13 protein-coding genes are annotated in these 15382 nt (G+C 67.2%); 8 read left to right on the top strand and 5 right to left on the bottom strand.

The window, feature by feature from the left end:
- The first annotated feature begins 20 nt into the window (after nucleotides 1–20).
- Both V6V88_RS24935 and V6V88_RS24930 read left to right on the top strand, forming a co-directional pair.
- Complete coding sequence (locus V6V88_RS24935; protein WP_223573325.1) at nucleotides 21–809, top strand: PadR family transcriptional regulator; 789 nt, start codon at nucleotides 21–23, stop codon at nucleotides 807–809.
- Nucleotides 810–835: 26 nt separating this feature from the next.
- Complete coding sequence (locus V6V88_RS24930) at nucleotides 836–1651, top strand: siderophore-interacting protein (RefSeq protein ID WP_223573323.1); 816 nt, start codon at nucleotides 836–838, stop codon at nucleotides 1649–1651.
- Between the two features lie 22 nt (nucleotides 1652–1673).
- Here the strand turns inward: V6V88_RS24930 and V6V88_RS24925 are convergent, their stop codons facing one another.
- The gene (locus tag V6V88_RS24925) at nucleotides 1674–2561 is read right to left on the bottom strand and encodes a LysR family transcriptional regulator (protein WP_223573321.1); all 888 of its coding nucleotides are present in this window, start codon (nucleotides 2559–2561) and stop codon (nucleotides 1674–1676) included.
- A gap of 102 nt (nucleotides 2562–2663) precedes the next feature.
- Here V6V88_RS24925 and V6V88_RS24920 point away from each other — a divergent pair, with 102 nt between their 5' ends.
- Nucleotides 2664–3524 carry an oxaloacetate decarboxylase gene (locus tag V6V88_RS24920; RefSeq protein ID WP_223573312.1) on the top strand — a complete coding sequence of 287 codons (861 nt, stop codon included), beginning with the start codon at nucleotides 2664–2666 and terminating at the stop codon, nucleotides 3522–3524.
- On the opposite strand, the gene V6V88_RS24915 is transcribed toward V6V88_RS24920, so the two are convergent.
- Both V6V88_RS24915 and V6V88_RS24910 read right to left on the bottom strand, forming a co-directional pair.
- A complete protein-coding gene (locus V6V88_RS24915; RefSeq protein WP_223573310.1) occupies nucleotides 3518–6421 on the bottom strand; it encodes a WG repeat-containing protein in 2904 nt (967 codons plus the stop codon). The genes V6V88_RS24920 and V6V88_RS24915 overlap by 7 nt on opposite strands.
- 2 nt (nucleotides 6422–6423) lie before the next feature.
- Complete coding sequence (locus V6V88_RS24910) at nucleotides 6424–9546, bottom strand: WG repeat-containing protein (RefSeq protein WP_338616878.1); 3123 nt, start codon at nucleotides 9544–9546, stop codon at nucleotides 6424–6426.
- A 430-nt stretch (nucleotides 9547–9976) separates the two neighbouring features.
- Between V6V88_RS24910 and V6V88_RS24905 the strand changes: the two genes are divergently transcribed.
- Complete coding sequence (locus tag V6V88_RS24905; RefSeq protein ID WP_223573307.1) at nucleotides 9977–11218, top strand: MFS transporter; 1242 nt, start codon at nucleotides 9977–9979, stop codon at nucleotides 11216–11218.
- A 35-nt stretch (nucleotides 11219–11253) separates the two neighbouring features.
- Here V6V88_RS24905 and V6V88_RS24900 read toward each other — a convergent pair whose 3' ends face one another.
- Entirely contained in the window at nucleotides 11254–11634 is a 381-nt protein-coding gene (locus tag V6V88_RS24900; protein WP_223573305.1) for a cupin domain-containing protein, read from the bottom strand.
- A 104-nt stretch (nucleotides 11635–11738) separates the two neighbouring features.
- Between V6V88_RS24900 and V6V88_RS24895 the strand changes: the two genes are divergently transcribed.
- Together V6V88_RS24895 and V6V88_RS24890 are read left to right on the top strand one after the other, a co-directional pair.
- Nucleotides 11739–11972, top strand: a complete 234-nt coding sequence (locus V6V88_RS24895) for a DUF3596 domain-containing protein (protein ID WP_063956533.1) — start codon at nucleotides 11739–11741, stop codon at nucleotides 11970–11972.
- On the top strand, nucleotides 11969–12526 hold the full coding sequence (locus V6V88_RS24890; protein WP_223573303.1) for an ureidoglycolate lyase: 558 nt from the start codon (nucleotides 11969–11971) through the stop codon (nucleotides 12524–12526). The genes V6V88_RS24895 and V6V88_RS24890 overlap by 4 nt, the downstream gene beginning before the upstream one ends.
- A 24-nt stretch (nucleotides 12527–12550) precedes the next feature.
- Here V6V88_RS24890 and V6V88_RS24885 read toward each other — a convergent pair whose 3' ends face one another.
- Nucleotides 12551–13147 carry a hypothetical protein gene (locus V6V88_RS24885; RefSeq protein WP_223573301.1) on the bottom strand — a complete coding sequence of 199 codons (597 nt, stop codon included), beginning with the start codon at nucleotides 13145–13147 and terminating at the stop codon, nucleotides 12551–12553.
- Between the two features lie 149 nt (nucleotides 13148–13296).
- On the opposite strand from V6V88_RS24885, the gene V6V88_RS24880 reads away from it, so the two are divergent.
- A complete protein-coding gene (locus V6V88_RS24880; RefSeq protein ID WP_338616875.1) occupies nucleotides 13297–14439 on the top strand; it encodes a DUF1254 domain-containing protein in 1143 nt (380 codons plus the stop codon).
- 9 nt (nucleotides 14440–14448) lie between these two features.
- Complete coding sequence (locus V6V88_RS24875; RefSeq protein ID WP_056324740.1) at nucleotides 14449–15378, top strand: LysR family transcriptional regulator; 930 nt, start codon at nucleotides 14449–14451, stop codon at nucleotides 15376–15378.
- Nucleotides 15379–15382 lie beyond the last annotated feature (4 nt).

The raw sequence follows: 15382 nt of genomic DNA, 5'->3' as shown, positions 1-15382 counted from the left end.
ACATATCGTAAGAGGCATTCATGTCCCCCTTTTCGTTCATCGCCGCCGTCCAGCGCGCTGCCGTCGGACGCCGCGCCCATGGCCATCGCGGCCATTGTCAGCATCATGGTCGCCACGGCCACGGCCACGGCCACGGCCACGCCCACGCCCCGCATCCCGGCCATCACGGCGGCCGTCATCATGATCACCATCCGCGCCACGCCAGCGCGGGCGGCGACTGGTTCTCGGGTGGCGCCCACGGCCGCGGCGACGCAGACGGCTTCGGCGGCGACGGCCGCGGCTTCACCCGCAGCCGCAAGGTGTCCAGCGACGACTTGCAACTGATGCTGCTCGGGCTGCTGGAGCAGAATCCCAGCCACGGCTACGAACTCATCAAGGCGCTGGGCGCGCTCAGCAACGGCTTCTACACCCCCAGCCCCGGCATGGTGTATCCCGCGCTGACGTATCTGGAAGAACTGGGCTACGCCACCATCGAACAGGAAGGCGCCAAGAAGCGCTATCACCTGGCGGACCCCGGCAAGGCGCACCTGGACGCCAACCGCGAGCGCCTGACGCTGATGTTCAACAAGCTCAAGCACGTGGCGCGCAAGATGGACTACATGCGCCAGGCGTGGAGCGGTCAGCCGCGCGAGACCGGCCCCGAAGGCGAGGACACCCGCACCGGCTGGCTGCCCGAATTCGTCGAGGCGCGCCAGGCGCTCAAGCGCGCGCTGCTGGATCGCACCGACGCCTCGCCCGCCGAACAACGACGCATCGCCGGCATCCTGGCGCGTGCGACCGACGAGATCAACGGCAAGTCCGGCGCCTGATCCCGTCCCAACTGACTGGAGTACCCATGAATCAAAGCGACCTCACCGTGGCGCGCGTACGCCACCCCCTCAAGATGCGCACGCTGACCGTGGCGCGCGTCGAGCGCGTCGCCGGGCTGCTGGCCCGTGTCACGTTCACCGGCGAAGACTTGCAGGACTTCGTGTCCGCGTCCTTCGACGATCACGTGAAGATCTTTTTCCCCGCTGATCCCTCGCAACCGCCCGTGCTGCCCACTGCCGGGCCGGACGGCATCAAGTTCCCCGACGGCGTGCCCCGGCCCGCCGCGCGCGACTACACTCCGCGCCGGTTCGACACGGCGCGCCAGGAACTGGAGATCGAGTTCGTGCTGCACGGCGACGGCCCCGCCTCGACCTGGGCCGAACAGGCCGCGCCGGGCCAGCAACTGGGCATCGGCGGACCGCGCGGTTCGTTTGTGGTGCCCACCGCGTTCGACTGGCATGTGCTGATCGGCGACGAGACCGCGCTGCCCGCCATCGCGCGCCGGCTGGAAGAACTGCCCGCCTCGGCGCAGGCGCTGGTGCTGATCGAAGTGCCGGTGGCAGAGAATGAAATCCCGCTGCAAACGGCCGCGAAGGCGTCGGTGCGCTGGCTGCATCGCAACGGGACCGCGCCGGGCTACAGCACGCTCTTGCTGCAAGCCACGCGCGAATTGGCGTTGCCGCAGGGCGAAGGCTATGTGTGGGTGGCGGCGGAATCGGCCACGGCGAAAGCGGTGCGCGAGATCATGGTGGCCCAGCACGGCATCGACAAGAGCCGCATCCGCGCCGCCAGCTACTGGAAGCGCGGCGCAATTGCCGTGCACGAATCGCACGACGATTGAGCGCGCGGGCCAGCAAAACGCGTCAGGGCTTGCGGCGATCCCGCGCCAGCGCCAGCAGATTGGCGGCCCGTGCACCGGTCGCATCGCGCACGGCCAGGCCCAGCACCGCGCGCGGCCAATCCAGCGCTAACGGCCGGTAGAGCACGCCATCCGGGCGCAGGGGGCGCAGCGAAGCCGGCACGATCGCCACGCCCATCCCCGCCGCCACCAGGTTCACGGCCGATGACAACTGCGGCGCCTGCTGCCCGATGCGCGGGCTCAGCCCGTGCTGCCGGCACGCCGCCATGATGTCTGCGCTCAGGCCATAGCCCGATTTGCGCGAGTACAGGATGAAGGTCTCCTGCTGCAGGTCGGCGGGCGTGAGCCGCTTGCGGCGCGCCAGCGCATGGCCCAACGGCATCGCGACCACCAGTGGTTCCTCCACCAGTTGCGTGAACGTCAATCCGCCGTCCAGCGCAAAGGGCGGGCGCACGAACGCGGCGTCGATCGCGCCGTCGCGCAGTTGCGCCACCAGCGTTTCGCTGTCGCCCTGCGACAGCGTCATTTCAACTTCCGGGTAGCGCTCGCGGTACTGGCGGATCAGCTCGGTCACCACGCCGTTGAAAGATGCCGACTCGGTGAACCCCAACGTCAGTTCGCCCACCTCGCCGCGCGCGGCGCGCTGGGCCGTGCGCACCGCCGCATCGGCGCGTTGCAGGATGTCCTGCGCGCACGCCAGGAACGCGCGTCCGGCGTCGTTCAGCGTCACCCCGCGGCCCGTGCGGTCAAAAAGGGGCGTGCCCACTTCCTGTTCAAGCTGGCGGATTTGCTGGCTGAGCGGCGGCTGTGCCATGCCCAGCAGCTCGGCCGCGCGCGTGAAATGCTGGGCCTCGGCAGTGACGACGAAATAGCGAAGATGGCGCAGTTCCATATTGATATCTAAAGAGTACTGATTAGAAATATTCCATATATTGGACATTCTAATGGCCGGCGCAGATCATGCGGGTATGACTCTTTGCTTTGAAGGATCCCCATGACTGCCCACTTATCCCCCGGCGCGCGGTTGCGCCAGCAGCTCTCTGAAAACATCGTCGTGGCGCCCGGCGCGTCTGACGGCCTGTCGGCCCGCCTGGTTGCCGCGGCCGGATTCTCGGCGGTCTACGCCAGCGGCGGCGCCATCGCGCGTGCCGCCGGCTATCCGGACATCGGTCTGCTCAGCTTCACCGAAGTGATGGACCGCGTGGAAAAGATCGTCGACGCCAGCGGCCTGCCCGTCGTGGCGGACGCGGACACCGGATTTGGCGGATCGGCCAACGTGGAGCGCACGGTGCGCCTGATGGAGCGCGCGGGCGTGGCGGCGTTTCATATCGAAGACCAGACCTTTCCCAAGCGCTGCGGCCACCTGGACGACAAGAGCCTGGTCGATGCCGGCGAGATGGCCCGCAAGGTCCACATTGCGCGCCAGACGCTCGCCGACGCCGACACGCTGGTCATCGCGCGCACCGACGCCATCGCGGTCGAAGGGTTTGACGCGGCCATCGCCCGCGCCGAGCTGTACCTGAAGGCCGGCGCCGACATGATCTTTGTCGAGGCGCCGGAGACGCTGGCGCAGATCCGCGCCATTACCGAGCGGTTGCCGGGCTTGAAGCTCATCAACATGTTCTACGGCGGCAAGACGCCGCTGGTGCCGCTGCCAGACCTGGCGGCGATGGGCTACCGCCTGGCGATCATTCCGTCGGACCTGCAGCGCGCGGCGATCCACGCGATGCAGGAGACGCTTCGCGCGATTCGGCTGACGGGCGACAGCAGCGCAATGGCGGACCGGCTGACCAGCTTCAAGGAACGCGAAGCAATCGTGCAGACCGGCCGCTATCTGGCGCTGGATGCTCAGTAGGCGCGCGACGCCTCGGTACGCTTGCAGCCGTGCGGCATGCGCAGCGGCCACAGCCGCTGGCCGGCCGCGCCGTACAGGGTGCGGATGCCGCATTGCATCCTGACCTGTGCGACCAGGCTGCCGGCGTTGTCGATGATCCGCGAGTCGTCTTCCGTGGACACCACCGCACGCTGGTTCTCAAATCCGGACAACGCCCGGTATTCCGCAGGAATGGCGAACGCGCCCGTGCTATCGACATAGCCGTAGCGCCGGTCGCTGGCGGCTGGCGCCAGGCCTTCGCGCAGCGTACCCAGCGCGTCGAACGCCGGCCCCGTCAGCACACCCTTGGCATCCACCCAGCGCATGCCGCCGCCAGACAGATGCGTGACGGCGCGGCCTTCCGAGAACCCCGATCCAAACCCTTCGACCGTCAACCGGGTCTTGCCGGACAAGTCCGTGTAGTCCGTCATGGTGCCCCGGTCGGCCGAGTAATAGCGGATCAGCAGGTCGGAGCGTGGCGGCCACGTCCATTCGCCGCGGGGCAGGGTGGCCAGGATCTTGCCGTTGGCGTCCATGACCTGCGTGCCCTTGGCGTTGGACGTCAGCGCGCGCGCCGGCGTGCCTTGGAAGAGCGTGCCGGTGCGGGCTGCCGGCGCGATCTGCCACGCGCCCTTGCCGTTCAGGTAGCCTTCGCGGTCGGCGCGGCGGATCTCCATCCAGTCGCCCAGCCGCAGGTAGTCGGCATCCTTCATGTCCAGCGCGTCCGAGCCGTCCGGCGAGATGATCCAGCGGCGCTCGCTGTTGCCCGCGCTGACCGAGCCATCCCCAAAATCGCCCACCTGCAATCCGCGCATGAAGGCGGTCAGCGCCTGGCCGCGCGTATTGAACACTGCGGCGGGACGGTCATACTCGTCCTCTTGCTTGCCGGGCTGCGTCACCCGCCATAGCGTGTCGTTCACGCGCTCCACGCCGTGGTGGCTGGCCGGCACGACCCACTTGCCTTGCAGGTCGATGACGCCGACCCGGCCCGCGCCCAGCGATGCGATTGCCTGGCCATTCTGGAATTCGCCGATACTGCGGAACGTGGGGGCGGCCAGCAGCTTGCCGGCGGCAAAATCGTACAAACCCCACGGCGCGCCGTCGGCCGCCGTTTGCACAAAGCGCGCCACGCCGGGCGCCACGACCTGCGTATCGAAGTTCTCGGGCAGCTCGAACGTCTTGCCCGCGCGGTCGATCATGCGCACCACGCCGTCGCCATACACCTGCGCGTAGCCATGACGGAACATGCCGATGTGCTGCTGCGCGGGCAGGTCGATGCGCTTGCCGCGCGCGTCCAGCAGCACCATGCCGTCGTCGGTTTCGGCCGCGTAGCGCAACTGGTTTGCTGTCAGGGCCGCGGCGTCTTCATAATCGGTGTCGTCCAGCGGTGTCACGGCAGACCAGGACGGATCGGTGACCATGCTGCCATCGGCAAGCAGCAGACCCACCTGTGTGTCGTCGCAATTGCAGTGGCTTTGACCCAGCACGCCCAGCGGACCGCCCGGGACGCCGGCGGGCAGCGGCTGGAGTTGCTGGTTCTGAAGCGCCGCTACCGTCTCGGGCTTGAGCAGCGGCTTGCCGTCCTTGTCCACCACATTGAGCAGGGCGCCTTGCTCGTCGGACAGCCACAGATTGCCTTCGCGCGTCTGCAGGCGGCGGGCGTCCGCGAGCCATGCGGGCGCCGTGGCGCCGTGCAGCCACGCGCCGGTCGGCGTCAGCAAACCGGCGGCGCGGCGGGATTCGTCAACGAAAAGGACATAGCCCTCAAGTTCGTCGCCGGCCGACAGCCCCGCGCCCAACGTGACCGGCGCGGCGTGGCCGGGCACCAGCGCCATCAGCTTGTCGCCCGACCGATACACAATGGTGTCGGCATGGCGCTGCGACGTCTGGCCTTCTTCCGTTGTCAGTGTGGCTACGATCGTGCCGGTGCGGTCCATCACCGCAAAACCGCCCCGCTGCGGCAACTGCGCGCTGTAGAAAGCCTTGCCCACGGGCAGGATGCTTTCGTACTGCTGGTCCGCGCCGATCAGCTTGCCGTCCGCCGTCACCAGCACGGAGCCGTCCGGACCGTAGCCCGAGGCCAGATTGCCGTCGTCCTGCAAAGAGATGTCGTCGAACACCGGGTCCACGACCCAGTTCCAGTCCTTGTCCACCACGCCGTACTTGGCCTGGCCGTTGGTGGCGATGTACAGACCCTTGTCGCCCAGCGGCCGCGTGATGACGACACCGTTCCCGCCGAAACGGCGTTCGCCGCTGGTTGAACGGTATTCCTCTTTGTACTGAACCGTGGCCCGAGCGGGCACGCCATCGAACAGGCGCACGGCGCGCACCACCTCGTCGAACGGCTGGCCCGCCGGATTGCCCTGGCGGTCGATCAGCATCGGCTTGCCGTCCAGCGTCACCGCCGCCAGCCCGACCTCGACAAAGTCCTGCGCCGTGTCGTAGCGCGGGCGCACGGCCATGCGGCCATTGCGGTCGATGTAGCCCCACTTGCCTTGCCACCGCACGGCGGCAAGCCCGTGGCGGAAATCGCCCACTTCCTCAAAGATCGGCTCGATCGCGACGCGGCCGTTCCGGTCCAGAAAGCCCCATGCGTGGCGGCGCAGCGAGTTGTCGCGCGGCACTCGGTCGATGTTCTCGATGGCTGACGGCAGCAGCACCGCGGCGCGGCCGTCCTGCAGATCCCGGATGCAGCCGTTGCTGAAGGGGTTGCGCGCGGAGATGTCGTCGGCAGCCGGATAGACCGGGTAATCGGATTCGCCCAGGCAATAGATGTGGCCCGGCTGCACGTAGCCGGTCTGCGCCTGAACGGACAGGGATGCGCCCAGCGCGGCCAATGCGCAGGCGAGGCGGGTGGTTCGTAGCACGCGTGACGTCATGATCATTCTGCGTTGGCGTTGTCGACTGCCGGCGGCGAGATGCCGGCGGCCTCGGGGCAGGTGAGTTTCCGGGGCGGCCAGCTTTGCCGGTCCTCTGCATCCACGATCACCACCGTGTCGCACAGCACGCCGAACAGCGCGGTGGTCTTGCCCTGGGTATCGATGTACTCGATGAGCCGATTGCGCCGCACCAGCGCGCGGCCTTCCGAAAAGTCGCCGGCCCACGTGAACGCCGGCGCAATCGCATAGCGTCCGGTCAGATCGATGTAGCCGTACAGCTTGCCCGTGCGCTCCAGGCGGCGCGCCCGCGCCAGTCCGTCCTTCATGCGGCCCAGCTGGTTGAAGTGCGCGCCCACGACGCGCTTGCCGTTCGCGTCGATGAAGCCGTACTTGTTGTCGCCGTCGCTGTAGGGCGCAACGCCCTCGCTGGCCTTGTCGCTGTCGATGGCGTAGCGGCCAGGCAGTCGGGTGACCTCGCGGCCTTGCAGGTCCACCAGAATGCTCGATCCGCTCTCGTCGTCATTGACGACGACGCGTTGCATCGATGCCAGCGGCGTGGCGTCGCCCCACTTCTCGAGCAGGGTCTTGCCGGTCTGGTCGATCACGCGATAGCCCACGCCGATGTTGGCGCGCGCCAGGCCTTCGGGCTGCGTGAAGAACGGATTGAATTCGCCGTATTGCGCGGGCACCTTCATGTTGCCGCGCGCGTCGATGGCGCCTTCGCGTTCGTCAAAGTCGATGTAAAGCCAGTCGCCGAATTGCTGCTTGTTGTTGGGCCGGCCCTTCGACAAGCGGATGGAGGTGCCCTCTGCATCGATCAGGACAGCGCTTGCGTCGGCCAATTCGCCGAGAAACCGCCCATCGGCAAGCTTCTGCGGCTTGCCGACCACGGGTTCACTCGTTTTGCCGGTGCGCAGGTTGATGACGCGGTAGGCGCGTTCGGTGAAGCCGCCGCGATTGCGCTTGCCCTCCGGCGCTTCGACCAGCATCAGGCCGTTGCCCAGGTATTCCAGATCGTAGGCGCCGTCGTAGCGGGCGGGCACCACCCACTGGCCCTCGCGGTTGACCACGCCCCAGCGGTTCTTGTCCTGGACCTTGGCCCAGTCGTCCTCGAACTCCTGTATCTGCTCGTAGACCGGCTTGAGCGCTGGCGCGCCTTTGCGCACGTTCCACAGGCCCGAGCGGCGCTGGCGGTTTTCGTTGCGTGCGTAGTAGTGCAGCAGTTCACCGTCAAGGCGCGAGGCCTCTTCCAGCACGTACGCGGGAACGGACACTTCCTGCCCGCGGGCATCGATCAGAAGCGCGTCGCCGCGCAGCATGTCCTTCGTGCGGGCCCAGGTGTAGGGGCCCTTGAAGGGGCGGATCTCGGTGTAGCGCGGTTCGATGGCCCACGCGCCGTCCGCGCCGATCGCACCGGCTTGGTAGTTCCTGGTGCGCGCCACGAGGGGCAGCGTGACGTCGTACGTATCGATGTTTGCCCAATCCGGATTCGTGACGATCTTGCCCGCCGCCGTGAGGATACCGGACGGCTGGCCATAGTCGTGCGGACGCAGAAGCGCCAGCGGGGCATCGGCCTCGCGGGCGGTCGTGCGCGCGTAGTGGAATTCGCTGACGTCGTAGGCGCGCAGCTGCGCGAGGGTGGCCTCGTCGAGGATGCCAAGGCCGTCCCGGCCGTAGACCTGGTAAAGCGATTCGTCTGCGTTGACGCTGGAGGTCGTTTGTGCGGCGTCTGCCGCGGCGGTGGCCGCATCCATGGCGGCATCTGCCGCGGTATCGGCTTGCATTGCGTCGGCCGCCATGGCGTCGTCTGCGGCAGCCGATGCTGCCGCAGCCCCAGCTTGATTCGCCTCGGTGGGCGCCGCGTCTGCCACCGTTGCCGCTTCGGCAATATCGGTTGCGGCATCGGCGGCAACCGGCGGGTCCTGGAAAGCCGCCGCAGTCTCCGCTTCGGACGCCGCCTGCACGGCAGCCGCCGCGTCGGCGGCATGGGCTTGATCTTCCGCGCTCATCGCGTCGCCGGCCGCGTCGGCCGCGCCGGCCGGGCGCCGCGCCGCGCCGTAGACCCACGCGCGCCCTTCATGAATCTTGACCTCGCCGCTGCGCAAGGGGATCAGCTGCAGCCTGCCCTCGGGATCGATCAGCAGCGTCATGCCGGGCTCGGCGGCAAAGCGCCAGCCGTCTTGCTCCCGCACACCCACATAGTCGCTTGCGAAGGTGTGCATAGGTTGGAGCTTGCCATCCAGCAGCAACGTGCCGCCATCCGCGACCCGCACCAGCCATATGCCCGGCGCGACCCGTTCCACGCGTTCGTAACGCTCGGCCGACAGCGCCTCGCCGCGCACATCCACGAATTCCCATGCCCGTTCGCGGTTCACCGCCACCACATCGCCATCGCGCAACGGCGGGGCCAGCGAGCGCAACACTTGCGGGCTGATCGCCCAGGTGCCGTTCTGATCCAGCAGACCCCACCAGCCGCCGTAGCGCGAATCGCGCGTCTGCGCGGGCAGTTGGCCGCTGGTCGGCGCGGCCAGCGCCATCACCCCATCAGGCAGCGCGGCAGGCTTGCCGGTCACGGTGTTCACCAAGCGCGGCGGCGTGGGGATTTCCATCGCCGCCAGCTTCTGTCCGGGCGCAAAGCCCGAGGTGCGCGTGCCCAGCGGAAAGGTCTTCACAACCTTGCCCTGACGATCGATCAGCACATCCCGTCCGTCCTCTTCGGCCAGCGCCGTGCCTTGCGCGTTGAATCCGGTCGCGTCGCTAAAGCGCGGCGGGATGACCCAGCGTCCCCGCGTGTCGATGTAACCCCAGAGATCCTGCTGGCTGACGGCGGCCAGCCCGTTCTGGAAGGAGCGGGCTTCCGAATACGCCGGCGCGATGGCCATGACGCCTTGCTTGTCGATAAAACCCCAGGCAGCGGAATCGCCGTCGGCGGTGCCCACCAGCACGGCCGCCAGGCCTTCCTGGAATGGCTGGTGGCACGATGTGCCCGCGCCTTCGCCGAAATTGTTGTACGCGCACTGCTGCGCCCAGTTGGTCTGCGCGTGCGAAGTGACCGGCGCCAGGAGCGCGATCCCCGCCAGCGCCGCTGCAAGCGCCAGCGGCTTGAAGATGGGCGCCGCCGTCATGGGTTGCGGGCGCGGTTAACAACCGCGGAAACGAACGTGCCGGACCGGGCGTGCCACATGAGTCGATGCCTGCCGAAGGATTGGGAAGGCAGCCACTGTACTCAGCGGTGCCCGGGGACGGATCGGGAGATGTAACCATCAAAAACGAAGCGTTAACATGTCGCAGCCTCCGGCTGATTTTTGCGGTAACTCCCGCCATATTTCAAAAACATCGCGTAATTTCTTTTTTTGCGCACACGTTGAAGGTTGGCATAGCCGCTCGATTCAGGCGCCTGTCTCGGTCATCAACGCAGTCTGGCGCGTTGCCGTGACATTCCCTCCACGCATGCAGCGGGCAAAAAATTATCGGTTGAGCCTCGCGTCTGGCGACCCTGTAATAGAGCCGATGCCCGCCTGAACGGGGGCGACGTTTCCTTGCAAGAGGTTCGCCATGTCCACCCCCCAAAAATCTTCCCTGGATGCATCGCAGCTGTGGCTGCTGGTGCTGGCCGGTGGCGTCGTCATGGGCCTTGCCCTGGGCGTGCGCCACGTGCAGGGCTTGTTTCTTCTGCCCGTCACCATGGACCGCGGCTGGAGCCGCGAGACCTTCGCCATCGCGCTGGCCGTGCAGAACCTGACCTGGGGCGTCGTGCAGCCCTTCACCGGCATGATTGCCGACCGCTATGGTTCGGCCAAGGTGATCGCTGGCGGGTTGGTCTTCTATGCGGTGGGCCTGGGCGGCATGGCGCACGCCACGACGCCTGCGGGCTTCATGTGGACGGCCGGTGTGTGCATCGGCATCGCGCTGTCCGGCACGGCGTTCGCGGCCATTTATGGCGCGCTCAGCCGCCTGGTGCCGCCCGAACGCAGAAGCTGGGCGCTGGGCGTGGCGGGAGCCGTCGGCGGCCTTGGACAGTTCACGATGGTGCCCGCGGCGCAATGGCTGATCGGGGGCTGGGGCTGGGTCGCGGCCTTGCTGGCGTTTGCCGTGGCGCTGACTATCCTGTTGCCGTTGGCGTTTCCGCTGCGCGAGCCGGCGAACCGCCTGCGCGATGCCGGCGCGCCCGACGCAAACCTGTCGCTGCGCGACGCCCTTCGCGAGGCCTTCACGCGCCCCGGCTTCTGGCTGTTGAACCTGGGATTCCTGGCCTGCGGTTTCCAGCTGGCGTTCATAGGCACGCACCTGCCCGCCTACCTGATGGACAAGGGCCTGCGCGCGTCGGACGCGGTCGCCGCGCTGGCCATCATTGCGCTCACCAATGTCATGGGCACCTATGTCTGCGGCATCCTGGGCGCGCATCACCGGCGCAAGTACCTGCTGGCGGGCATCTACCTGATCCGAACCGCGGCCATCGCGCTATTCATCCTGGTGCCGCTATCCACGTGGTCGGTCTACGCGTTCGCGGCGGTCATGGGCTTTGTGTGGCTGGGCACGGTGCCGCTCACCAACGGCCTGATCTCGCAGGTATTTGGCGTGCGCTACATCACCACGCTCTTCGGCTTCGTGTTCTTTGGCCATCAGGTCGGCTCGTTTCTGGGCGTGTGGCTGGGCGGCGTGGTATTCGAAGCCACCCGCGCTTATGACCTGATCTGGCTGGGGGCGATGGCGCTGGGCGTACTGTCGGCCGCCTTGCACTGGCCGATCGACGACCGGGAGATCCAGCGCGCGCGGCCGGTGGGCGCGGCTGGTTAGGCGCGGCCGGCCGGTCCCGCGCACAGGAAGCGGCGTTACGCCAACCGGTGCTGCGTGCCCGCGCCCATGGTGATGTGCAGCATGCGGCAGGGCTCAATGACCTTGACGGTGTGCCACGCGCCCTTCGGAATCACGTAGGCATCGCCGGCCAGCATTTTCACGATCTGGATGCCGGTGGGCCATTCCAGGTGCAGTTCGGCGGCCCCAGACATCAGCCGCACGACCTCGTCGGCGCCGGGATGCATCTCCCATTGCGGCCAGTCGGCCGCGAATTCGTACTCGGACACAAGCCAGCCGCGCCCGTATTGCTCAAGGTCTTCCGGAGATTGAGACCAGAATGCGTCGCCGCCCGTCACGGTGGCGGCGGCGCCGGCGGCGTCCAGATACACATAGTGCGACGTCAGGTCGATGGCCATGTTGCGCGTCCTCGGGTGGGGGGGATCAGGGCAGTGTATGCCAGCGCCGGCTGTCACATCGTTGCGTTTATCATGTCTGCCATCGGCAACTGGGAGAGCACGCGATGAGCACGGGATTCGAAGGGGTGCGCCCCGCATCCGAATCGTCCATCGAGATCGGCTTCTTCTATGACGGCCGGCATTGTGTCGAGCGTATCCGGGTCAAGCCCACCGCCGCCAACCTCAAGCGCGCCGCCGACCGGCGCGTTGCCATCCTGGAGGCCATCGCGCGGGGCGATTTCGACTACGACGCCGAATTCCCCAAACGCGGCGCTAAGCCATCACAGGGTCCCGCATGACTAGCAATTCGCAGCTTGAAGTCCACGATCTTTCGCCTGATGCCTTTAGTTCCTACGGGTGGATGCTGGGCAAGCCCATGCCGGACGGCAACGGCGTTCCGCTGTTTACGAACCCGGCCACCGATTTCTGGCACGAGCACCTGTTCAACACGGGCGCGGGCGGCGACGCCGAGGTGCTTTGGGTCAATTACCGAAGCCAGTCCGTCGAAGTCGCCAGCCTGGAAAAGCATCTGCTGACGCAGCAGGCGATTGTCCCGCTGACGGGCAGCATCATCCAGATCGTGGCGCGCAGCGCCGCGGACGGCTCGCCCGACCTGGCCACGCTTGCGGCCTTTCATGTGGCGCAGGGGCAGGGCGTGTGCATGCGGCCGGGCTGCTGGCACGCCACCCGCGTGGCGGGCGACGAGGTCACGTGCCTGATGCTGACCCGCCGATCCACCACGGTCGACCTGATCCAGCACCTGACCACGGACGCCAGCACCACGGAAAGCGCCTTCGCGGCCATCCCCCCGCGGCAACTGGAAGTGCCTCAGGATCTGCTGCAAAGCGCCTGACATTGCGCCACGAGGGCGGGGGAATCAATCCGCCTCGCTGCACGCGAAGCCCAGGCGCGTGAACAAGGGCCACTTGTTGCGGTAGCTGTCCGTCCAGCACATGCCGAAAAACGCCGCGAACGGCGCGTCGACCCGCTGGGCCGATATGTGTGCGGCGGCATCGGAATCGGGCGGACAGAATGCCTGCCCCGGCGTCGGGAACAACGCGCCATCCCAGATGGGTTGGTCGCAATGCTCGCAGAAATTGCACCATTCCCCTGACCGGGCGGGGTTCTGGCGGTAGGTTGGCGCAAGCGAGCGCAGCGTCTGCGCCACGTCGGGCGCAAGAGCCCGTGTCGACGAAATCATGGCCGGACCTGGCATCGACTGCCATTGCGCGGGTCCGAACAGCCAGTCCTGAAACGCCAGCGGGTCCAGTCCCGTGCTATCCGCGTCGTCCTCATCCAGTTCCAGGTCGCCCTCGGTGCTTTCGTGGCCGGGCGGCACGGCCAGCGCCGTCACGCGCGACAGCGTGTTGCAAGCCGCGCAGCGGTGCACGGCCTGCAACACGAAGTACGACGACGCGCGAATGTTGAACGCCTCTCCGTCCGGACCGGTCATGCTGGGGTCTTGCGTTGGCATGCTGCTGTGTCTTTCCTGTCGCACCGTGGTGGTGCACTGTTACTTCTACATGCCGGGGAAATATGACAGAATCCCCCGGAATTCGAGCCCTGGCGCAATCCGCCGCCGCCCTCGGGCGACTGCGCCATCCCGTCATGTCGGAGCCCTGAATGCGCCACCGCCAGATTAGCACCGGATTTTGCCGCGCCGCCTGCCGTCCGTTCATGGGGCTGGTTGCCTCCATCGTCGTGGCGGGCGTCTTGTCCGGCTGTGCGGTCCCGTCGCACGACGCCGCCGCCGGGCAGACCGTCGGCATCGAGGGCCTCACCGCGCAACAGGCGCGCGGCATCGCGCGCGAATCCTACCTTTACGGCGCGCCCGTGGTCGCCAGCTACCAGGCCATGTATGCCTACAGCCTGGACAAACAGGGGGCGCAATACAAGGGACCGGTGAATAGCATCAATCCGGTCGGCACCGCGTCCGCTGCTGCGGCTGGCCTGGACCCCGCCTATCTGTATTCCTACGCCGCCCTGGACCTGCGCGCCGAACCCGTCGTCGTCATCGTGCCCCGCGTCGAAAAGCGGCGCGACGCCTCGTTGCAGGTCATGGACCTGTACATGCACCACATCGGCGACCTGGGCTCGCGCGGCATGGGGGGTGGCGTATTTCTCGTGGCGGGGCCCTCCTGGAAAGGCAAGGTGCCCCCGGGCATCACCAAGGTGATTCGGTCAGAGACGCAGCTTGCCACGCTGGTGGCGCGCACGCAGCGGTTCAATCCCGCCGACCAGGAAAACGCCAAGCGCATCCAGGCGCGCTTCAAGGTGCAGCCGCTATCGGCGTTTCGCAACCGGGCCGCGCCGGCCGCCGCAGCCAAGGTGGAATGGAAAGCGCCGGTTCCGCGCGCGCAGATGTATTCGTCGCTCGAGTTCTATGACGAACTGGCCTTCCTGCTGCGGTTCGCACCCGCACACAAATCCGAGACCGCGCTGCGCGAGCGCATGGCCACGCTGGGCCTGCGCGCCGGCGAGGACTACGACACCGGCACGCTCAACCCCGCGTTGCGCCGCGCGCTGCAAGAGGGCATGCACGATGGCCAGAACGACATCGACAAGAACCGCGCGGCGCAGGGCGCCGATGCCGGGGCGCTGTTCGGCGATCGGGACAAGCTGAAGAACGACTATCTGACGCGCGCGACCGGGGCGCAGATGGGGCTGTTTGCGTTTGGCGGCATGAACGCGCCCAAGGCGGCGCCGAAGTTGCCACCGAAGCCGCCGATGAAGTCTCAGCCCAAATCGCCACCCACGCCACAATAGGCGCGCCGCATGAAGCGAAACTTCAACATCCACGACCTGCGCATTTTCTACGCCGTCGTCATGACGGGCTCGACGCGTCAGGCCGCGCTGGCCATGCACCTGACGCAGCCCGCCATCAGCCACGCGATATCGCGTCTGGAAAGCGCCACGGGCGTTCAATTGTTCGACCGGTCGCACAAGACGCTGCGTCCGACGGAAGCGGGGCAATATCTCTATAGCGAAGCGAAGTTCGTGCTGGACGAACTGGTGCGCATCGACGAAGCCCTGCACAGCATCGAACAGTTCGGCGGCCGCGGGCTGCGCATCGCCTCGTCACCCGCGCTGGCGCTGGGCTACGCGCCCGACGCAGTGCGCCGTTATCTGGACATCAATGGCACGCGCCCGTTCTCCATCGATGTCGAGTCGTCCATGCAGGTCATCAGCGCCGTGGAAACCATGCGCGCCGACTTCGGCCTGGGCGCTGTCGGCCGGGACAGCACGCGGCTGACGTTCACGCCATTCCTGCGTGCGGACGTCATGGCGATCGCGCATCGCGAACATCCGCTGGCCGGGCGCGACGCCATCACGGTGCTCGACATCCCGCCGGACACGTACGTCAAGCCGCTGTGGTCCGACTATGTCGTGGCGCAGGGCGACATCGCCGATTCGTTGCTGTTGCGCTCCGGCATGCAGGCGCATATGTCGCTGCTGCCGGGCACGGTGCGCGCCGTCAAGGGCATCAGCCTGGTCAACGCGCTGTCCGCGTCCGACATCGTGACGTCGTTCCCGGATCTGGTGGCCGTGCCGCTCGCCTCGCGGCAATGGTTCGATTTCCTGTTGATCACCCGCACCGAGTCCCGCAACAACGAGCTGACCGCGCGCCTGCTGGACGCCCTGCGATCCACGGCGCAGGCGCGGCGGCAGGGCGTGTATGCAGAGACAATCGCGTTGCTGCAATAGCGGC

The organism is Achromobacter sp. E1, assembly GCF_037039475.1.
In the GTDB taxonomy this organism is placed as follows: domain Bacteria; phylum Pseudomonadota; class Gammaproteobacteria; order Burkholderiales; family Burkholderiaceae_B; genus Achromobacter; species Achromobacter mucicolens.
The sequence above is the reverse complement of the archived record's forward strand: the minus strand, read 5'-3'. Positions and strand labels throughout refer to the sequence as shown.